A 21,727-nucleotide genomic window follows, 5' to 3' on the forward strand; every position below is an offset into this window, starting at 1 on the left:
GATAAGTGCAAGGATGCCACTCTACAAAACTCCTTGGTAGGAGCGCTTCGTGTAACGCTGTATCGCACAACGTCGAACACCTTGTCCGCGATCGCTAGGATTATTGCAGTCGACTAGGACTGAAAGATTTCGATAGGCCCCCGTACGCGATTTTGCGCCACTTTGAGCAGTCGTGACAACAGCAATTTTATTTGGCTAAACTCTTAGTATCGATCATAATCGTTGTGATGCGCGAGTCGAATACAGCAAATTTTAATTCTTTAGCCAACGAAAAAATGGCTCTGCTGGTTCCGTTGTAACGAACGGTAGGTATTTTCCACGCTATTGTGAACGAGATTTTTGGAGATTTTATGTTAAGGATCAAGAGAAGGGCCGCGTCACCTTCCTTCTTCAGTTTGGTTGCCGAGTCACGCGAAGAATTGACTCACTGGGCCAATCGAAGCGCTAACGAGCGCCGGCAGCGACGAGCACCAGTAAATCTGGATCTGTTTCGCAGTGGTCGATTGGTTGAGCATGTCGCAAAAGATTTTGGGGGGCGATGTGCGTTCTGCGAAAAACAGATTCATACATCGGACGGGATTAGTCACTTCAGACCAATCTCTGTGCACAACCAGCACCAAGCCGATGACTACGTCGACCATTATTCGTGGTTGGCGTACGAATGGCAGAATTTATTCTTGATCTGCTTGCGTTGCCAGAAAGCTAGAGCTGATCGATTTCCTGTCGCGGATGATCGGCGTGCGCGATTTCTTTCAACTTTGGACGAGAGCCGAAATGAAGAGAAGCCGCTACTGATTGATCCGACTGCCGAGAACCCTTCGCAATACCTGACATATCTTTTGTCCGGCGAGTGTTTGCCTAAGCGAAGACTGGAGAAATCAACGACAACCATCGAATTCTTGAGACTAAACGATACAGACCTCATCGCAGAGCGTCAGCTTGCAATCGAAGCCACTCTGCAAAGCTGGGACGCGTCATTACGAACTGGAATAGCGCTTCCGGAATATTTTCTTCTCGAAGGCTCGTATCTGGGGGCTTGCCGCGAGTCGATAGCACGGACCTTAGTCAATTATCGTGAAACAGTGGTATCCATCAATAACGGGAAGGCGCTACGGAATTATCTTGAAAATATGCTACGCAATGCGTCCGATGAGGAACTGTCCTACGTATCGGCATCGATAGATATTCTTCGGGAAACAGACACGGCGCGCTTGAAGGAAAGCAGAGTTGTTGAATTCGACCCAACGTTGCGTTCGCCTATTTCGTTTGCATCGGAACGAAACAGCCGGGAATTAAAAGTGAATGAGATCGCCTCAATCTCCATTGAAAATTTCCGGGCGGTAGACTCACTTAAGGTTGGATTTCCGGAAGTTAGGAGCGATAAGGCGGGAGCGCCGTGTCTTCTCTTGCTCGGCGAAAATGCCGTAGGGAAGTCCACATTTCTTTCCTCGATCGCACTAGCCATCTTAGGTACTAAGGAAGCCCGTAAGTTAAAGTTGCGATATCATGAGCTCGCTCGAAGCACAAGCCGAACAGGATGGAATGTTTGGAGTAACTCACCGCTTGAGGTAAATGTTAAATTCCACCGAAGTTCTCAATCGGCTACGTTTTTTTACGATCCCATCCGTGAACGTCTAGACGGAACTACCGAGCAATCGGCGATTGTTCTGGGCTATGGTCCGCACCGTTACTTTGCACCCGCTAAAGGAAGGAGGGGGGCGTCGGCAGCAGACCAGGTGCGGAGTCTGTTTGATTCGCAGAAAGCATTGCCCGATCCTTCTGAATGGTTGAAGACTTTGTCAGGTAGCCAGTTCGATCAGGTTGCGCGAACTATCCGCACCATTCTGCCAACTGGAGATGACGACCATCTAGTGAATCATTCGGAATATGGGATCTGTGTATTAGCCCAAGGGCAGCTTACGCCAGTGAGTCATCTTAGCGAAGGGTATCGATCCATCTTCGCAATGGTTACGGACATATGCCGCTCGTTACTGCAGTATTGGTCAAACCTTGAAAGGGCGCGGGCGGTGGTTCTAATCGATGAGGTGGAAACTCATCTTCATCCGCGATGGAAAATGCGTGTAATGTCGTCGCTGCGCAGGGCTTTCCCTGCAGTGCAATTTATTGCAACAACCCACGATCCCCTATGTGTCCGGGGTATGGATGATGGTGAGGTAACGGTACTAGCGAGGGACGAACTTGGTAGCGTTCAGATAGTCGGTGACTTGCCTGATGTCTCTGGGATGAGCGCAGAGCAAATTCTCACATCGGAATACTTCGGTCTGTCGAGCACTCTAGACGCAGAGGTCCACCTCGAATTTGCCAAACTTAACGAGCGATTGCAATCTCGCCAAGCACCTGACATCGGCCTGGAGGCGAAGGAGCTGATTGCTAAGGTTACTTTAGGGAGAAGCGCTACCGCGCAGATAATCCACGCAGCGCTCCAGCGCTATCTTGACGAGCGAGAGCATGATGTAGTCAACGTGGCTGCGCATGCTCGTGCAGAGGCTGTCGCAACTGTTCTTCGAGCGCTACGTGCGTCGAGAGGCAACTAACCGATGCGGAAGCTAGAAAGAGATAAGGTACCGGCACCTACATCCCTGGATGCACCTAGCGTCGCCGTTAGCTCGGAAAAGGCGGCGGCAGCGGTCTATTACGGCGCTCGGATCCCTTGGCAAAAAACCCATGTTTCATATAAGTTCTCTCAATACAAGGGTAATGATGTCAAGGGCGCGCTTAGACTTTTATCCGGCGGCAACTGTGCTTACTGCGAGAGCAAAATCTTTGGAAATGGATCGCGAGAAGTGGAGCACTATCGCCCGAAAGGAGGAGTTGACGGGGCTTTGCATCCAGGTTACTGGTGGTTGGCTCATGACTGGAACAATTTGCTCCCCACCTGCCGCGACTGTAACAAAAGTCTAAAGCAACACATCGTGTCACCGTCGATGAGCTTAGCTGAAGTCGAGAGCCTGATGAGCACGACGCCGAAACACCTGTATGGCAAGGCTATGAAATTCTCCATCCGCGGAACTCGTGCAGTCGGCCATACCTGCCTGCTTCAGCTTGAAGATCCGTTGCTGATCAATCCATGCGAACAGGATCCGAAAGGGGAGTTGCGATGGAATTTTTCCACCGACCTTCCACTTATCGAGCCAACCGTTGGTCCAAACGGCGCCAGTATCTATGGGAAGTACACGATTGAAACGTGCGCACTCAATCGTGCGGCCTTGGTCCTAGATCGCGTGTCGACTCTTAAGATCTTGAAGTATAGGCGAGACTTGATCATCGATCGAATGAACAAATGGAACGGGTCGTTAGAAATGCTTGAGGTGATAGTCAAAGATGTGGAATCCCTAACGCACCATGCTGACCTAAGCCAGCCATTTAGTGCGATGGCTGCGGCTTACATCGAGGAGTTCGAAAACCATTTGGAGCAGTGGCGCAAAGCTCAAGGACTGCCGCCCTTTTAGCATCAAGTGAACGGTGTGGAACTAAGGTTTGCTGGGCCGCATGATGACGGCCCGGCCAGTTTACAACTGAACGTTGCTCAGAAGGCGCGTACAGAATAATTGCGCACTAGCGAGGAAATCCGAGAGTCTGAACACACTGATAAGCCAGTGGCGCGCAAATAGCGAACTCTAGGACTAGCGCGGTGTTTGGGAACCATGAACGCAAACGCAGCGAACCTTACGCACGACATAGGGTAACTACCTACTGAAGGCGTTCTGGGGTAGTGAACGCGGCGCGGGTTGCTTTCGGGGCAGAAGAGCTAAATTTTAAAATCGCATGCCATGGCTCACAAGTAACTAAATAGTGGTTTAGTTACTTGATTACGAACTCTTCCTTGTTGCGCCCATTTAGCCAACGCGGGGCACGACCGCGTCCAGTCCAAGTTGCACCAGACTTGGGGTCACGATAACGCGCTTCAACCGTCCCAATTTTTTTCGATTTTTTCTTGTCCTCGAAGAGGTCTTCTGGAGACAGCGAGTATTCGTGCATCAGCTGACGAACCTGGCTGCGTGCATTAGCGATCTCGTCCTGACGGGCTTTCTCAGCCAGCGCTTTGAGTTCTGCAATCTGATTCTGATACTCTTGATATGTAGTCATGATGGCGAGTTATAGTGTGAAAAGCTAAATTTACCATAATCTGTGGGCGTTGAGACGTTAGTTTGCAACCTCGCTACATACACTAGATGTCTTTTCTCCAAAGTTGTCTGCGCTTCCAATAAACAACACCCATCAGCCTACGCAAAATAGGCGTAAAGTTAAGAGTACATGTCGCTTGTTCACTAAGCAGTCAATCCACTGAGCGACCGGCATTGCTCGGTTACCTTATATTTATCATTCCAAAGGTTGCCATCAAGACTCATCTATGGCGTACCCGAGTGCCCTACATAATTCCGGTCAAATCTCCAAGACTGATGACGAAATCTTGCGTCGGCGCCGAGAAGATCATGGCCGAGGTGATGTTGTGCGAGCGACCAAGACCGTGCGCACTACCAGCTGCTCTGTCGAGTCAGGATGTTGCAGCTCCGTTCTGCTTAACGCAACACAGTTTAGTGAATCGACCGTCTAGGATCCCGGCCTCGCGGACGGTACGATGCTCCTACTGTTGGATGACACCTTCGTTCATCCGACTTGAGCTGCACTACGATAAAGGAAAGATAGCGAAATGATTGACCTGCAAGGAAAGCGAGCTTTAGTAACAGGTGGTTCACGAGGTATCGGTGCGGCGATTGCACTGACACTTGCGAAAAATGGAGCAGACGTCGCATTCACATACCGGAAGGATAGCGGAAAGGCCAAAGCAACAGCCGCCGCGATCGAGGGCCTAGGACGCCGCGCAGTTGCGATTTCGGCGGATAGCGCCGACCCGAGGGCAATCACCCGATCCGTTGACGAGGCGGTCGCCGCACTGGGTGGTATTGATATCCTCGTTAACAGCGCAGGCGTCGGTCTCAACGGGGCAATTGCCGATATCAACATCGACGACTATCAGAGCCTGATGGATATCAATGTTCGCGGCCCAGTGTTGTATGCCAAGGCAGTGATCCCACACATGCGCGCTGGCGGACGAATTGTATCGATTGGTTCAGGCTTGGCAGAGCGAGTACCATTCCCAGGTGTTACAGCGTATGCAATGTCCAAAGCCGCGCTACTCTCGTTCACCAGAGGGCTCGCGCGCGAGCTTGGTCCACAGGGGATAAATGTGAATATCGTACTGCCTGGTTCAACCAACACTGATGCAAATCCCGCTGACGGCCCCGCTGCCGATTTCCAACGTGGGATGACCGCTCTCGGGCGTTTTGGTGAGCCAGAAGAGGTAGCAAATGCAGTAGTGTTTTTGGCTAGTCCTGCTGCTAGTGTCATCACAGGTGCTATCCTTGTAGCGGATGGGGGTGCTATCGCCTGATAGCAGAAGGAACGATTTTGGATATTGAAGACGTTCGAACTTTCGTCGACGTTGCCGACGCTGGCGGCATTTCTGCCGCCGCGCTTCGGTCCGGAATGTCGAAATCTATCGTAAGCCGTAGGCTTTCCAAATTGGAAACGGAACTTGGCGTCCAGCTCCTTGCACGGACGACGCGGGGAGCAGCTCTGACGGAAGCGGGGGCAACGTTCCGCGAATACGCTGGACGGATCCTAGTGGAATTTGACACGGCAAAAGAAAGCCTCCTACCCTCAGGCGCTCTTCGCGGCAGATTCCGCGTTGCGGTGCCAATTTCGTTTGGGCCCGCACAGATAGGCCCATTGCTCGCGGAAATGGCGCGTTCTCATCCGCTTCTGCGAATCCAGGCAAGCTACAGCGATCGAGTGGTCGACCTCATCGGCGAAGGTTTTGACTGCGCCATTCGAACTGGTCACCTGCAAAATTCCAACCTAAAGGCAAGGCGAGTCGGAAGTATCGAAGGTAAGTTGGTGGCAAGTCCAAGTTATATCGAGGCGTTTGGCACACCCGAAACGCCCAAGGAAGTTGCTCATCATCAGTGTTTGATGCAAGGAACGGAAATCTGGAGATTCCTAGACGGCGACACGGTAATCACGGCTCATCCTCAAGGGAATTTCAAGGCTGATAATCCTGTCGCGTTGCTAACGGCTGCTGTTGCGGGACTAGGACTGGCATATCTTGCTGATTGGGTCATCGCTGATCAGCTCGCCACTGGCGCGCTTGTGTCGGTCATGGAAAGCTATCCTCCGCAACCTTCTGGAATCTATGTTGTGCGATCACCAAGCCAACACTCCACACGTAAAATCCACGTACTAACGGAAATGATGTTATCCCGCTTTGGCGACAAGGAACAAAACAACTGACGGAAGTTCGTTTGGTTGATGTTAATGTACGGTAAGGGCTGAGAAGCGCTTGCCCGACTAACTTGAACCAGCTACAACTTGTCGCCTGCAGACGGAGGACTCGCGATACTGCAGGCCATCAGTTGTTTTGGGGAACTCATGGGAAAAGCAAAGATTATCAACCTTCCTAACGGGCGGACTTGGTCTACGAAGGGCGACGCCATTGACCACTTTAAAGCGATGCTTGCCCGATACCGAGATGGTTCGCGAGTTTCTGATGCGACGGATCACAGTGACTTGGCGTCTTTGCTGGAGGTATATGACTCAATCCTGGACGTTGGGAAGCTGAGTAAGGCTGGCTCAGGTTTGTCGCACTTTGAGCGACGCAGGGATCAGGATCATCCAGGCCATACCTCTTGCTTTTTCGTCGTGCGTACCGATGGAACCAGCATCGACTTCAGCACTCGGCGGGCACTGAATGTCGCCAGTGAGCAGGCGACATAATACCAAGAACTGTCCCGGCTAAGGCGTTTTGCGGATCAGTTCGCTCATCCGACCAGAGGTTGTATGACCTTGCCTTCCCACTGGATCAGCTGGAACTCCAGTCCATTGGTTGCTTCCTTGAACACTGACTCGTTCTCATCAAATGATGCTGCAACGATTGTCTGAAGGCCGCGCTGCGCGATCAGCAACTGAAGCAGCGCACGCTGACTTGCTGAACGCATCGAATGCTGACCAGGCTCATCCATCAGGAGAAGCCCAGGGTGCTGTCCTTCGAACCCGCGGGTCGCAGACGTTTGGTACAAGGCCAGCAGGTAGCTCCAAATGAGGCGAACGAAGTCGCTCGCGCTTGAGTCTGCAGTAAGGCTGGTCTGCACCTTCGGGCGAATAATCTCGCGCAACTCGAGCTCCGAGAGCACAGGTGTCAGCGTGTCTAAGCTGATACGGATGTCAGTAATCTCCGCACTCTCATATCCGAACGAACTTGCGTTGCCTCTGAAGTTCTTCTCAAAGAGCGAAATTCTCGACGCGTCAGCATTGCTGTAGGCATCTCTAGGAAGCGCTCTCCTGTCAGTTTGGTTCGCGGCAAGACGCTCCGCAATCTCTCCGAAGGTAATTAAGAGGGCTGCAGCCTGCTCGTTGAATGCTTGCAAGTTCGATAGCGCAAGTTCGATCTGAATCTGTCGCCGGACGATGGCACGAGATTCCGCCACGCCAGTGCTCATGTCGCCGCGCAGCGAGTTGCGGTAGTCATGAGTTGCCGCCAAACGAGCAGCTACGTCGGCGACGGCAACTTCGGACTGACGAATTTCCTCTGTCGCTCCGTTAATCTGGCTCTGCAGCATCTTCCGCTGACTGTCGAGATAGCTGATGTTGGTGTCCAGGTCCATCTGTGGACCCGTCACGATGCCGAGCATCAACGTATCGTCGACTGCTTGATGGCAGGTAGGGCAGTGGTCCGTTGCGATCGAGATTTCCATCTGAGCGCCAAGATTCCGCAGCTTCATAGCCGTCTTGTTCCGTTCCAGATCTTCATTAGCTTCGGCGAGAAGGCAGTGCAGGTCGTCCAGTGCAGCCTTTTGTAGCGTTAGATTCGTGGTCGCACGTTCGTGCAGAACACTGAGGCGTTGGAGTTCAGAGGAGGCAACCTCAAGCTCTTGGAGAGCCTCTGCTCCGGAAGCTTTGACGTATGCCTCTGCTTTCGTTCCCAGCGCGTTGTGTTCGGAGCGAAGATTGCTAATTTGGTCTGACATGGTGGTCTTGGTCTTGCCATCGGACTTCACAAGCAGGACAGTCGTTGGGTCGAACGTCGAGACCGGCGTGGCAGATAGGCCCTCAACAACGATACCGTTTGTCGCTGCGGCTTGTCGTAAAGTGTCGTATGCCTTACGCCAGTCCGAGTTAATCGCAATCGAGTCAGCATCAAGCGCTGCTCGTTTCGCCTGTCGCTCAAACACTCCCAGACCTAGCAGGAACTCGGTGACCCTAATCCGTGCGTCCCGAATTCCGAAAAAGGGAATATTGGCGATGTAGTCGGTCCAACCGCGCTTCTGCTCCACTGCGAGCGCGGCAAATATTGTCTGCAGATACAGCTTGGCCATGCCGCCGTTCGTCGTAGGAACCTGAGGCAGTTGGTAGCCCATGAATTCTTCTAGAAACTGGAAATACCCTTCCTGCTTCTGAGCGCTGCCGGGGTCAAAAAGGTAGGTCGGCCGTGGCGTACCGAGTTCGGTACCTTCCGTAATGTGGGCGCCCTCGAAAACTTCCATTAGCTTTGACTGGCGCACGGAATCGCGGATTGCGCGACGTAACGTAACGCTGCGCCCAGAAGCGCTCTCCAGCTCGACAAAAACCTCGGAGCTCTCAACCGTGATACGTTTATCGCCTTGCACGAAATACTCTTTGACCGCGTAGGGCAGCATCTTTTCGCCCTTGCCGCCGATGATCTCTTCCATGCCCAAGCCGTAAATCAATGTATTGTAGAACGTGCTCTTGCCGCTCGAGTTGCTGCCACGAATGACAGTCAAGCCACGGCTGAATTCAAATTTATACCCAAACTCTCCCTGTTCTGTGGTGATTCTCAGCTTCACTCCTCTAATCTTCATGCCGACTCCCATCCCTTCGCAACTTTCTCAACCATGCCTTCAGTGATGTCCTTACCGACTTTTATCAGAAGTCTGCGCTCGGGTGCAAAGACGTCAGCATCCTTAAGCACTTCGGTAATGAAACCTCGGCCTTTTTCGGTCAACTGGTATCCGGTCGAGGTGACCTCGATCAAACTCTCTGCCACGGCAAAACGAATGGCGATAGCGAGGGCGGGGTCGAAACCCCACGCTGTCATACTCAGTTTTTTAGCATTTGCGGCGTCAACAAGCTTCTGAATGCGGTCGGTACTCTTCAGCGCCCAGTTGAATAGATGCAGGCGCGGCAACGTCGACTTCCCGCCGCGAGACAACATCTGAAGAACTAGAAGCAGTTGTGAAATCTTGTAAAGCGGCCGATGCTCGACCAACACCGGAGATGGTCGCCGGACGAAACGCAGACGTGGAGGGGCGTCATCGGCAGCTTTAGTCATAGTCAACCTCGCAAACCGCAATCCACCTTGCGACGATAAGGCGCGCGATCTGAGCCGCGCCCGTCAGGTCGATAGCGGGTGCGAGTTCCTTGATGATCCGCTCTGTCAGGCCATCCCGGATTTTCTCGGTCAACTCCTGGGGTGTGCCCACCCAAGTGTCGCAAGTTTCGCCGATGTCCGCTTCGTAACCGTTGATGAGCCGCGCTAGCCGCGAATGGACGGTAGGCGCTGTGTCGTTAATCCGCTTGAGGTGGGAACCGTGGTCGAGGAACTCGCGCAGGGTTTTCGTATATAGGCGCGCAACCTTGCCCTCCAGTGTATCCGCCGAGGAACTCGCAAGTCGCTTTCGCGTCTTGCGCATAACGTTCTTCTCGTACATCTCAGAGACATCGGTCAGCTCCGGCAAGACGGTTGGCACTCCACCGAAATCGAGCGCCTGGCCTACGGCAAGCTTCATCTCCTGGATCTCAGTCGCGTAGTGATCGGCGTCATGCACCAGCACCTGGAAATCAGGCGCCAAGATTGACAGGTTCCATTTGCGGACCTCGGCCTCCTTAATCTGGGCATGCTTGATGAGGTCGTTATGGGCGATGATCGGGGTCACTAAGTGCCAGCGCCGTAGCTTGGTCGCACCCAAAACCTTCTCTAGGTCGACTTCGTTGGTTTGAAGTTTCTTTAGGTCTGTCGTAATCTTGTCCCGCTGCTTCTCATAGAGCTCTTTCGGAGGGTAGACCTTTTCAGGGCAGTAGCACTGATACCCCCAGCCTGTGGTCTTGGTAAAGCCTTCTAAGCCATAATCGCCGGGAGTAGCGGGGATGTGGGTGAAGCCATCATTGTTGAACTTGCGCTTAAAGACTAGCTGACACAGCCGTTCCCAACTGTTCCCGTCGAACGCGCCATAAGTAGTTTGAAACACGATGGCGTTGTAGCTAGCGCTTAGCCGCGATCCGGCATGGATATGCCGACGACCACCGCTTTGAGAAAAGCAATGGAGACGTAATCTGGCGAGTACCGCCTGAAATGGTCAAACCTGGACGCAAGCGGCCCTCCTAAGTCACAATCGCTGAAAAAGTTGCATAAACTTACCGCGCGATGAGTAATTTTCATACATTGTCCGATACAGATTGTCTCTTGTAAAGAAGCCAGTATGTAAACTGTTATTCAGATTTGCTAAGTCGGAAGACTGTTGATGTCAACGGAAGTGTCAGGTATTGCTCTCAGCGCAAAACCTGAAACTTGATACCGCGATGGACCCTAGAAAGTCCTCTCTATACACACACTCGCCTGGGTCATCCATCGCCGCGCCTACGACTACCATGAGCGGGAGCAAATGGTCTTCTCGAGGGTGCGCTATACGTGCTGACGGAGCCTCTTCCCAACGTATTAGTTTTTGCATACGCTCATGAGGGGCGGCCTGAGTTAGTACATGCTGCAGCCAACTATCAAATGCCCTTGATGGCGTTGTAGCGGTCGAATTGAACATGCGCAAATTATGAAAGCTAAGGCCACTTCCAATGATGAGCACTCCCTCGTCACGTAGTGACGCAAGGGCTCGTCCTAACTCGAGATGCGCTTTCGGATCGAAATCTCGACGTAACGATAACTGAACTACTGGAATCTTCGCTTCGGGAAACGCCGGGTACATCACCGTGAAAGTTCCATGATCGAAACCTCGCTCAGGATCGAGAGAGCACGGGATGTGGGCCTGCTGCAGGACAGCTTCGATTCGCCGCGCTAATCTTTCGTCTCCAGGTGCCGGGTACTTGATTTTGTAGGTATGTGCAGGGAATCCTGAATAGTCATAGATCATCCCAGGAGAAGCTCCCGATGAGACTGTAAAGACCTGTTCTTCCCAATGGCCAGTTACAACCAGCACTGCTTTAGGCCGCGAGGGAAGCGACCTCGCTAGCTCATGCAGGGAGGCCTCGAGACGGTCGAAGGCTCCATGGGATTCCTCTTTCATCCATGGCCATGGACCACCTCCGTGTGATACAAAGTAAGTAGGGAGTCTGCTCATGTTATCTCCTTTGCATATGTAAGCTCATGGATTAGATGCTCGTACAGCACATAACATTACGGAACATGATTAAACGTGAACTCAGGCACCGTGCTGACCAGCACTGCTTCGCAATTCTCCAGTAGCCACATGTCGTGTATCGTCATAGTCTTGGTTTGTCACCGGCCTGAGTGGCGGAAGCAGCGTTGGATGCTGAGCTGCCTCCAGTCCTAAGTGCTTGGAACGTCAGCCAATGGAACCACCGGTTGTGGCGGTTCTGAACTAAAACGCGTAGTCAACCTTCGCGTAGAACGAGCGTCCATTGATGCCGAACGGGCATGTCTCCCAGCAATAAGTGAAGCCCAACTGCGGGAAGGGGGCGGCTTTAACGGGGTCCCATTTGGTAGGGTAGGTATCGAACAGGTTGTTGACACCGGCCGAGAGGCTGAGCTTCTTAGTGAAGTTGTAGCGACCAGTTACATCGACAATCCATTTCGCTTCCCAAGTTTGGATGAATCCTGGCGTGAAGCCCTGACCTTCAACTTCGCCGAAATAGTTGGCGCGCGCAGTAGTGTTCCATTGTCCAACCGTATAGTCGGCGGCGACTACATGGTGCTGGCGTGGCTGCCCCTTTTCGATCAGAGTCACCTGAGTGTCGTCGAACAGCTGGGCGCCGCTAAGGACCGGCGATTGCGAGCGGCGGTCCTTGACTTCCGTACGGTTGAAGCCCAACTGACCCGACAGCACTAGAGTCGAGCCTTGGCCGCGCGTCGTGTGCTGGGCTACTAGGTCAAAGCCGGTAGTCGACGTGTCGATCGCGTTAGTGAAGAACTGTGCCTGGCCCACGCGCAGCGGATCAAGGATGGCTTTAATCGGGCAGGCGGAGGCTGTTGCACAAGCTCCCGATTCTGGCGCGATGTTCGACGAGAACACGATGCGGTCATCGATATTGGTGCGATACAGGTCAGCGGTCACGGAGAAGTTACTGGTCGGGCGCAAGATCATGCCGATGCTGGCGCTTTTTGAGGTTTCTTCTTTTAATGGGGCGATGCCGAAGGCACGCGTGACGGCGCTATTCTCTCGCGCGGTCAGAGTTTCGGTTAGTACGCCTGCGGCGTTTAGATTGGTCGATACGGAACTGTAGAATTTTTGCTGCACGCCTGGGGCGCGAAAGCCCGTCGACGCGCTGGCGCGCAGACCTATCGTGCGTGATGGGTCGTAACGCAGGCTCAGCTTACCAATCGTCGTATTACCAAAGTCTGAATACCGCTCATGACGTACGGCCGCGCCGAAGGACAGCAGATCGCCTACCTTGCGCTCGAGGTCGATGTAATAGGCAGTGTTATGGCGGCCGTCGTCCACCTCGGTGCCTGGAGTGTAGCCCGGAAAACCTTGAATGCCAGAAGCCGCGATTCCACCTAGCTGGTCGCGAATAATTTTGCGCGGGTCGTTGGTGCGTCCGTACTGGTACGAAACTGGGTCGCCGGCTAGGATTTGGTAGTTATCTTGGCGCCATTCGAACCCCGTACCGATATAGAGCGGAGCTCCGCCAAGGTCGACTGAACCCTTGAAGTCGAGGTTGAGGGTCGTCTGGTCGAACTTGAGCTTGCCTGTGTCGGCCTCGAGCGGCGAGCTGCCGTTCTCATAGTAGTAGCTGACGTTAATCGAGTTGCGTTCGTGAAAGCCAAGCTCGCTGCGGCCGTGGTTGACGCTCAGGTCAACGCTCCAGTCGCCGCTGAGGTCGTGCTTGTAGCCTACTCCTAATGAGGCATCCTTGACAGTGGTGATAATGTTGGGCAAGAAGCCATTCGGGTACACCGCCGGGACATTGCGAGCGTCGCCTGCCGAGCGGAAGAAGCCTGAAGAATCGCCTTTTCGCTTCGAAGCACCGCCGAAGGTGTACAGCTCGCCCCCGGCGACCGGCAGCGCGGCGTTTAACCAAAGGTACGCGTCCTTGGCTAAGCTGTCGCCGATCCGTTGGGTAACACGTGGAGGATCGACGCGCAATGAGTCGGGACCCGCGCGATTTGTTTCATTCCGGCGCCGGCCCTCGACTGACAGGTTCAGGTATCCGCCATCAGTGCCAAGCGCGAATCCTTTATGAGCGCTCGCGGTATAGGTATCACCGTCGCCCTCGCTTGTGCTGCCAACGCTGGCGCTAAGCTGAGTATCAGTAATGCCCTTCTTCAGTACGATGTTGATCACTCCTGCGATCGCGTCCGAGCCGTACTGTGCGGCGGCGCCATCACGCAGCACTTCGATCGATTGAATGGCGGATAAAGGAATTGCGTTAATGTCGGTGCCAGCAGATCCGCGTCCGACGGTCTGCTGAACGTTGACCAATGCCTGCTGGTGACGCCGTTTACCGTTCACCAATACCAGGAGCTGGTCAGGTCCAAGTCCACGCAACGTGGCCGGGCGAATGATATCGGTGCCGTCACTGATGAACGTTGTCGTGAAGTTAAATGATGGGTCGAGGTCCTGCAAAACCTTGCCGAGCTCAAGCGAGCCTGCGGACTGAAGGTCTTTCGCACTGATAAGACCAACCGGCACGGCGGTGTCGAGCGCGGTCTTAGCTTGTGTACGCGAGCCTAAAACGACAACGGTCGATGGCACTGTGGCTGTCACTGTTTGATCTTGATCAGTTGTGGCGTTCTGTGCGAGTGCCGACGTCATGGCAGATACAAGAGCAGTTGCTAGGACTGTCTGGCTTTTCGGGTAATTACCCATTTTGTCTCCTCCTTAAATTCTTATTGAAACGGAATTGCTCCGCTTTTCACAACAGAAAGTATGTCTATCTTGATCCGATCCGTTGGTTCCAGCGGATTCGAACTCCGCGATATTGTGACAGTTCAAGTCAGCGTTAAGATAATCGCATTATTAACATATTTAGTTACATCCGCCTCATCACCTCGCCCACAACATGTTGGGTGCGATCGCTCGCAGCCCATAAAATAAGGCGTCCAGTTTCTAAAGTTTATCGACCGACTCAATCACGGCGTCTTTAAGCGGAACGCGCACGGTCCTGCCAGAAATCGGATCGTAAAGGAAGATGGCTGTAGTCGTGGAGAGCACGACACGTCCTTGTTCGTAAAGATTACGTTCATTCCTCACAACGACGCAGCTGGCGTGATAAGTAGGATTTTTCGACGTCTTTTGATCGTTTGTCCCGTCATTTGCATTTTTCAATCTAACTGAACGTGTCTGAATTTGTTCACATTGCGCTGGTCCCACTACATATCGAGCGATATGGAGATTGCCTGCCGCATATCCTATGAATGGGGCGGTTAGCAACGCAGTCGACGAGATGATAAGGAATGCAGCCATTGCGATTGCGATTACAGGCAAAAGCAACCAGAAGACAATACTCAGCAGTCCTGATGCGATTGCCCATGCCAAGAAAGACTTACCCGTATTTTCACGTCGATTCTTCATCCACTTAGGCATGCGCCAGCGCTGTAAGAGCTTATGATCCTTAAGAAAATAACATCCCAGGCCAACGACAAAGATTCCATACGTCACGGCTATACCAGGAAACAGGCCTGGTAGAAGCCGCATATACTCATCATAAAGCGCAACCTCATTTACTTTTTCAAACAAGAAAAGAACTACCCAGCACGACAGATCCAGCAAGTCAAGAGTCGATCCAAAAAGCGCCGCATGCGGAATGCCGAATTGCTCGACTGCTAACGAAGCGCCAAATCCCGCTAATGTCAAAAACGTTGCCAATAGCGAAAGAACTGCAGCTATCGCAATCACGTAATCTCGAAGTCCTCGCTCTTTTGTTTTTGCCGGGTCGCTGATATTTTTCCTTAAGGTTGAAGCAGATCTGTTTTTACGAAGTGGACGAATGTGCATTATTGTTATGTGGTGAAGACATGTCGTATTAGCACGTCAATGTTGGGAAAAATAGACTACGGCTATCGAAATGTCGTGCCTGGGGATGCAGATTCCGAACACGCTGGCGGGTGGATGCATGGAGAGTCCGTCTACAATGGTTAGGTAAGAAAGTCAAAAGTGATTAAATGTTTTCGAAGGTGCTACGTGCATGGCGACGTCATGCCAAGAATCTTCCACAGCTGCAGCCCAGAAAGGAAGTTCAAATTTTCAGTATCTAGTTATTGCTCTTCAATGCCATCTATCGGCGTTCTAGCGGCTTCAACCTCCACTCTTAGCTTTTGGAGCACATGCTTTGGTGCCGCTAATGTCGCGACTTCCCACCCTTCAGGTAATTTGATGAGGTTCGCCTCAAATTCACGCACCTTGGCCGCCTTATAGTTTTCAAAGGTTTCCCAAAGCCTATTGACGCACATATTCACTGCCTGCCGGCTCCATTGATATCGCAAGGCGACGATTACAGGTTTCTCACCATCGACTAGCACCGCACGTGCTGCGGCAATGCGCTTCTCGGACAATTGCTGCAAAAATGGGATGCACGCTTCGAACTCGGCGGCGGACATGCGTCTATGAAACGTTTTTGGCATCGAAACTGTGGCAAGAATATTCGACGGTCAGTGGGATGACGATCACACTTATATCGCCCTGAATAAGTGAACATATCCAGCAAGCCAATCGGCGTGCTCCTTGGCAATCTTACCAAGTTGCTGGATGCGAGGTTAGTCCATATATCGACAAGCTGTGTCGCAAAAAGAGCAACGACCAGTGTTTATCGTTGTCGGATAACTAATTCTAAACGTCTGTTCTCGGCGCGTCGCAGCGATCTACGGGCCGTCAGCCTCGGAATTTGAGTCAGATGCGACCGCTACTATTTGTAGCCGCAAACGCTGTGGCGTCTAGGCGATGCAAACGCTTACGCAAATCCATGAGGTACCGTTATAGGTGTATTAAAAAATATCTAGGTTTTATGCAACGTGGGCGGTCAGTTTGTTTGTGTCCTCCCCGCGTGTAGCTATAGCTGAGGCGTCGACACGACGCTTCCCCCTTACAAAGAAGGTGCTATTTATGCAACTTCAAGTCTCGTCAATCACACTGATATTTGAGCGAATCTGTTATTTTTTAAAAATACCTGACTGTTGTGTATTTGCACCCATATTGCCCCCAGTAAATATAGCTGCGTATAATCCGCCGATCAGATCAAAAATCGTTCTGCAACTAAAACAGGTTGACATATTCCATTGCGAAGATTTTCAACGATTTTCTGCAAACAGAATTGGTTGACATAACCCTTCGGCGAATCCGCTCCTATGTTAAAAGATATAAAAGTTAAAACGCTTATCACTTTCACGCTGGGCTTGCTCCTAATGGTGCTAGTAGGGATCGGCTGCATTGGGCTCTTTAGCGTACGAGAAGCAACTACCGCATTGAAAACTACTTCCATGAGAGATATGGAAGTTCGTGCCGGAGCGGAGCGAATCCGATTTAAGATGGAAGTGAACCGAAGTCAGATCCTCCAGACGTTGCAACATAACCCGGCGATGGAGTGGCATAAAATGCATGACCACCCGGTGGAGGTTCACTATAAAATCATTGATGACACTACATCAGAAATCAAAAGACTTTGGGCTCTGTACTACAAAAATAGCAACTCGGCCGAGGAACGATCTCTTGCCGAAGCGTGGTTTGCGACTAGCGGCAATCTTGGCGTTCTAGGTATAAGCGACGCAAAGCTTGCTATTCAGCGGGGTGATTGGGATGAGGCTCAAAATGTTTTAATTAAGAGGATCAACCCCGGCTATAGGGTTTCCGATGCATCGCTCGAAAGCCTCTCGGAGTACCTGACGGAACAACAGAAGAAGGACGATGCCGCAGTTGCGAAAGCGATAGGGTCAACGACTAACCTGATCATTGCAACGGTCATATTTGCAGCTTTTCTAGCAGTCGCCGGTCGTTTTATTTTGATACGTGGCATTCATATTCCGCTTGAAAAGGCAATTGCGATTGCACGTCGTGTCGCGAGCGGTGACATTGGACGACCATTACAAGTCGAATCGGATAACGAAATTGGCCAACTTCTGAAGGCACTTGCTGAAATGGACAACAATCTCGCCCACATAGTGCAGGACGTCCGAACTAGCACTGATTCGATTGCCACTGCGGCCCACCAGATCTCAGCTGGAAATGATGACTTGGCTCGTCGTACGGAAGCGCAAGCTAGCGCGCTGGCGCAGACAATCGCCTCGATGGAGCAAATCACTGGCTCCGTTCGCCGAAACGGCGAGAACGCTCGTCAAGCAAATCAACTTGCGATCTCAGCAGCTCAAGTGGCAGGCAAAGGAGGGCAGGTAGTGTCAGAAGTCGTTGAAACGATGAGTTCTATCAATGCATCTTCTAGAAAAATCGTGGATATCATCGGCGTCATCGATGGCATCGCATTCCAGACTAATATTCTCGCCCTCAATGCTGCCGTAGAGGCCGCTCGCGCTGGAGAACAGGGGCGTGGATTCGCAGTTGTAGCCGGTGAAGTTCGCAATCTGGCTCAACGGTCGGCTAGCGCCGCGAAAGAGATCAAGACACTAATCGATGATTCTGTCGACAAGGTCCGGCTGGGTACGAGACTGGTGGACGATGCAGGCGTGACAATGGAAGAAATCGTTGGTAGCGTTAATAGAGTTACTGACATCATGAGCGAAATCGCCGCCGCAGGCCAAGAACAGGGCGAAGGCATTGATCATATCGATCGAGCAATCAGCCAGATGGACGATGTCACGCAGCAGAACGCCGCGCTTGTTGAAGAAGCTGCAGCCGCAGCCGTCTCGTTAGAACAGCAAGCGAGCAGTTTGGTAAAGCTCGTGAGTGTTTTTAATGTGGCTAGTGGACCTGTGATTGACCGTCAGGGCTTGCAGGTTGCTCTTAGCAAGTCGAACGTTGACCATCAACTGGAGCTAAAGCGTCCAGGCCTCTCTCATCTAGCGCGGCAGGCCTAATCCGTCTATCGAGCCAGCAGCAGCCAACCGCCTCCCATCGCCTAAACCGCGCCGCGAAATCGATGCCTTCCTTACTGGACAGGCTGCTCCTTGCCCCGATAACGTAGACATAGGCATATCGACGTAACAATATGAATAAGGTGATCCGATGCTTCCCCACTTTTACTCAGCTGCAACTGAACTAGCGGATCATACAGTTTTCCCCCGTACATCACCCGCTACCTTGGGCACACGAGCAGAAAGGTTTTTCTCAATCGCTTTTCCGTCCAGTTGTCAAGAAATTTATGCTGACCCCAACTGTGGCAAGCCGATCGTTAGCTTTAAGTTTCCATACATCGGTAATACGGTGACTAACTCAGATGAATTGAGATACGTTTCAGGGCGAAATCCATGTCGACCTCTTTGAAACGAGTCTGTGATGTATTTAAAAAAGCGACCGAAATGAACGAGCAACCAGGATCAATGCGGCGTGGAAATATACTCAAGCTCTTAATTGGGCAGGTCAGTTTGGTGCAAGTTAGAGTTTTTGGCGAAGTATTATGTGTTGAAATGGCCCGGATCGTGGAAGTGGTCAACGGTTCTGATAGTTGCCTAAATTACGCACTTCTAAACGCCGACGTAGCAATGTATCACGGGCATCCAATCCCTCATCTTGATTGGCGAGGAAATAGAGCGGGTTCACCTAAAGCAATCGCTTCGGTTGCTATAATCGCTAAAGTTCAGAAGAGACTAGTCGCGATTTCAGTGGACGAGGTGCTTGGAATGCTGATGATTGATTACGGCAAGATTGAGCGCGTCGATCAAAAGATGTTTTCGGATTACCCCTTTATGTGCGAGCGTGTAACATCTGGAGGTATTAATATGCCCGTAATTGATATTGATATGCTCTTGTCACCCTCTCCCAAGATCTCTTGAGCAGCGCTCAAGTAGGCGATCAACGTTCTTACTATTGCAATGTACTCATTACCCCGCTTGCTCGTTGACGATCAAAAACGCATTTATACGTTTCGAGTCAAGGTTTTTTCGTCCTTGATATTGGCCGTTGTTTGGCTAGGGACAATCTCGTCCGTTGCAAGCGCGGCGTTTGCTATCTATTATGGATATCCATTAATCGTGTTAATGGATGCAGTCGCGCTGTGCTGGATCCTGGCAATTTGGTATTGCAAAAAGTTTAGTTATACGTTGCGAGTGACGAGTTTTCTCGGGCTGCTTTATGTGGTCGCGTTCTGCTCGATCGTGGAGATTGGTCCATTAGGTCTATGCTACTTACTAGCACCGCCTATCATGGCTGCTGTGCTTCTTGGGGTACGATATGCTTTAGGGACGCTTTTTCTAAGTTCAGCAAGCCTGCTTGTTTTGGGCTTAAATGGATTGATATCCCTTCCAGTAGGGGATTTGCCGAGCCATTCAGCCGTGTTTATCTCTACTTTGAATTTCGCTTGTCTAAGTGCATTGACAACATTTGCATGCAGCGCCTTAATTTTCGGCCTTGCGCGGTCCATGGAACGTTTTCGCCGAGCATCCAAATCGATAAAAGATGGCCAAATCGCTCAACAAGCATTGAATCGTGATTTGATGTTGACATCCGCCGCCATGAGCGCGCTGAATGATATGGTTCTAATTACGAAGGTGAATGCCGGATCAGAGCCTTCTCAAACCATAATATATGCAAATGCTGCGTTTGAACTGCGCACGGGATATACGCTGGAGGCCGTTCTGGGCAAGAGCATGCGAATCATGCTAGGACCAGATACAGACTCCGAGATCATCACGCAATTCGAAATTGCTTCCAGGGCTCAGTCCGCGTCTACCGCCGAGCTAATCGTCTACGATAGCAAGGGCGAATCGTTTTGGGTGGACGTTGAGTTGGTTCCTTTTGCCGAACGCAGTCAAGAGATCACTCACTGGGTAGCCGTGGGTCGCGATATAACCGAACGTCGCAGGTCTTCGGATGCGGTCCATAAACTGGCGTTTTTCGATGTGTTGACCGGACTCGCGAATCGACGCCTATTGATGGACAGGTTAGCGACAATGTTGGCTAAAGCGCAAGGCGGTTTCGGTCACGGCGCGGTACTGTACATAGACCTCGATAACTTCAAGCGAATTAACGACGCGAGCGGCCACGCCGTTGGAGATGCGCTTTTGAAGCATGTTTCGGCAACATTGAAGACTACAGTCGGGCCAGCTGATACAGTTGCACGAATCAGCGGCGACGAGTTCGTTGTGCTCGTCGAGGCCGTTGACGCAAACTTGGAAAACGTGCGAGCAACGGCTACTGACCTGGCACGAAGAATTGTAGAGTTATTGGGACGTCCCTTCGAACTTGAAGGACGCCCTAATACCACCTCCAGTAGTGTTGGATTGGCGTTTTCCGGGCCAAGCGAGAAGACTGTGCAAGATCTCCTTCGCGAGGCCGACACGGCGATGTATCATGCAAAGAAGAATGGGAAGAACAAATATGCAATTTTTGTACCTGAGATGCTTGCTGCAGCAGAGACTAATTTGGCTATTGAGCGCGAACTACTCGCTGCTCTTAACAATGATGAGCTACATTTGGTTTACCAGCCGCAGGTTGATAGTGAGCAAGCGATCGTCGGAGTTGAAGCTTTATTGCGTTGGCGCCGGAGCAATGGCTCATTAATTTCGCCTGAGATCTTCATTCCAATCGCAGAGGCGTCAAGCCTTATTGTCCACCTCGGTCATTGGGTTCTGCGCACTGCCTGCAGGGCATGTGTCGCGCTCCGTGCAGCAGGCTTCCCGCAGCCCGTGTCGGTAAATGTCAGCCCCCGCCAATTTCGGGACCCGCAGTTCGTCGAAGCCGTTACATCGATCCTTTCTGAAGAGGGCATCTCCGGCTCGAATTTGATCTTCGAAATAACTGAAGGTCTTCTGGTCGATAACATCGAGCAAACTATTGAGCGCATGCATAAGCTTGCTGCAATAGGCATCAGATTCTCTATCGACGATTTCGGGACTGGCTACTCCAATCTAGGGTACTTAAGTAGGATGCCGTTGACAGAGCTTAAGATTGACAAATCGTTCATTTGCGAAACGCCTGTCGATCCGAAAATTACAGCGATCGTTCAATCTATACTAGCGCTAGCGCACAACCTCGGTCTTAAAGTCGTTGCAGAAGGGATCGAGACATGTGACCAAGCGTCCTATTTAATCCAGAATGGCAGCCCTGCCATGCAGGGATATTTATTTTCCAGACCCGTGCTATTTTCGGAACTTAAGCGAATGTTGTCAACTCAGAAGAGCATCGAGTGCCTACGATAATATTGCGCTATCTGAGGCTTAAGATTTTCTATTTTCTACAGTCCTCCCCTCCAACATACTTATCACAGTCAACAAAGGGAAATTCGCCGTAAGTATGTGAGCCGGCTAAGCGTAAAGTGGTAGTATTCAAACCGTTACTGGTTTGAAAAATTGAGCCGATCGCTTAAATTGGGAAAAGGATCGATACAGGGTAGCTCAGAT

General features: G+C 51.6%; 16 protein-coding genes. 8 read left to right on the top strand and 8 right to left on the bottom strand.

The genetic code is table 11. The features are described from left to right. Positions 1-350: 350 nt before the first annotated feature. Together B0920_RS03170 and B0920_RS25385 are read left to right on the top strand one after the other, a co-directional pair. Positions 351-2,555 (top strand): retron system putative HNH endonuclease, encoded by a 2,205-nt coding sequence (locus B0920_RS03170; RefSeq protein WP_078031122.1) that lies wholly within the window; start codon positions 351-353, stop codon positions 2,553-2,555. A gap of 3 nt (positions 2,556-2,558) precedes the next feature. Then, a complete protein-coding gene (locus B0920_RS25385) occupies positions 2,559-3,470 on the top strand; it encodes a hypothetical protein (protein WP_143745622.1) in 912 nt (303 codons plus the stop codon). A 352-nt stretch (positions 3,471-3,822) separates the two neighbouring features. Here the strand turns inward: B0920_RS25385 and B0920_RS03180 are convergent, their stop codons facing one another. After that, positions 3,823-4,107 (bottom strand): H-NS family nucleoid-associated regulatory protein, encoded by a 285-nt coding sequence (locus tag B0920_RS03180; RefSeq protein ID WP_078031124.1) that lies wholly within the window; start codon positions 4,105-4,107, stop codon positions 3,823-3,825. Between the two features lie 565 nt (positions 4,108-4,672). Here B0920_RS03180 and B0920_RS03185 point away from each other — a divergent pair. From B0920_RS03185 to B0920_RS26505, 3 genes are all read left to right on the top strand, one after another. Further along, the gene (locus B0920_RS03185) at positions 4,673-5,413 is read left to right on the top strand and encodes an SDR family NAD(P)-dependent oxidoreductase (RefSeq protein ID WP_078031125.1); all 741 of its coding nucleotides are present in this window, start codon (positions 4,673-4,675) and stop codon (positions 5,411-5,413) included. A gap of 17 nt (positions 5,414-5,430) precedes the next feature. Next, positions 5,431-6,312: a LysR family transcriptional regulator gene (locus tag B0920_RS03190; RefSeq protein ID WP_078031126.1), complete on the top strand. Its 882-nt coding sequence runs from the start codon at positions 5,431-5,433 to the stop codon at positions 6,310-6,312. A gap of 219 nt (positions 6,313-6,531) precedes the next feature. Further along, positions 6,532-6,795 carry a DCL family protein gene (locus B0920_RS26505; RefSeq protein ID WP_373887890.1) on the top strand — a complete coding sequence of 88 codons (264 nt, stop codon included), beginning with the start codon at positions 6,532-6,534 and terminating at the stop codon, positions 6,793-6,795. A 44-nt stretch (positions 6,796-6,839) separates the two neighbouring features. Here B0920_RS26505 and B0920_RS03200 read toward each other — a convergent pair whose 3' ends face one another. From B0920_RS03200 to B0920_RS03225, 7 genes are all read right to left on the bottom strand, one after another. After that, positions 6,840-8,897 (bottom strand): ATP-binding protein, encoded by a 2,058-nt coding sequence (locus B0920_RS03200; RefSeq protein WP_179119078.1) that lies wholly within the window; start codon positions 8,895-8,897, stop codon positions 6,840-6,842. Beyond that, positions 8,894-9,367: a hypothetical protein gene (locus B0920_RS03205; RefSeq protein WP_078031129.1), complete on the bottom strand. Its 474-nt coding sequence runs from the start codon at positions 9,365-9,367 to the stop codon at positions 8,894-8,896. Before B0920_RS03205 ends, B0920_RS03200 begins: the two co-directional genes overlap by 4 nt. Beyond that, the gene (locus B0920_RS03210) at positions 9,360-10,283 is read right to left on the bottom strand and encodes a hypothetical protein (protein ID WP_078031130.1); all 924 of its coding nucleotides are present in this window, start codon (positions 10,281-10,283) and stop codon (positions 9,360-9,362) included. Before B0920_RS03210 ends, B0920_RS03205 begins: the two co-directional genes overlap by 8 nt. 288 nt (positions 10,284-10,571) lie before the next feature. Then, entirely contained in the window at positions 10,572-11,384 is an 813-nt protein-coding gene (locus tag B0920_RS03215) for a class III extradiol ring-cleavage dioxygenase (protein ID WP_078031131.1), read from the bottom strand. Positions 11,385-11,645: 261 nt separating this feature from the next. Then, positions 11,646-14,093 carry a TonB-dependent siderophore receptor gene (locus B0920_RS03220; protein ID WP_078031132.1) on the bottom strand — a complete coding sequence of 816 codons (2,448 nt, stop codon included), beginning with the start codon at positions 14,091-14,093 and terminating at the stop codon, positions 11,646-11,648. Between the two features lie 240 nt (positions 14,094-14,333). Then, positions 14,334-15,221 carry a hypothetical protein gene (locus B0920_RS25390; RefSeq protein WP_143745623.1) on the bottom strand — a complete coding sequence of 296 codons (888 nt, stop codon included), beginning with the start codon at positions 15,219-15,221 and terminating at the stop codon, positions 14,334-14,336. Between the two features lie 260 nt (positions 15,222-15,481). Beyond that, entirely contained in the window at positions 15,482-15,823 is a 342-nt protein-coding gene (locus B0920_RS03225; protein WP_179119079.1) for a TrfB-related DNA-binding protein, read from the bottom strand. Positions 15,824-16,567: 744 nt separating this feature from the next. Here B0920_RS03225 and B0920_RS03230 point away from each other — a divergent pair. From B0920_RS03230 to B0920_RS03235, 3 genes are all read left to right on the top strand, one after another. Continuing rightward, a complete protein-coding gene (locus B0920_RS03230) occupies positions 16,568-18,247 on the top strand; it encodes a methyl-accepting chemotaxis protein (protein WP_078031134.1) in 1,680 nt (559 codons plus the stop codon). Positions 18,248-18,637: 390 nt separating this feature from the next. Beyond that, entirely contained in the window at positions 18,638-19,162 is a 525-nt protein-coding gene (locus B0920_RS25395) for a hypothetical protein (protein WP_143745624.1), read from the top strand. 57 nt (positions 19,163-19,219) lie between these two features. After that, on the top strand, positions 19,220-21,526 hold the full coding sequence (locus B0920_RS03235; protein ID WP_179119080.1) for a bifunctional diguanylate cyclase/phosphodiesterase: 2,307 nt from the start codon (positions 19,220-19,222) through the stop codon (positions 21,524-21,526). Positions 21,527-21,727: the final 201 nt, after the last annotated feature.

Origin of the sequence: Massilia sp. KIM, assembly GCF_002007115.1 — a bacterium.
Lineage (GTDB): Bacteria > Pseudomonadota > Gammaproteobacteria > Burkholderiales > Burkholderiaceae_D > Telluria.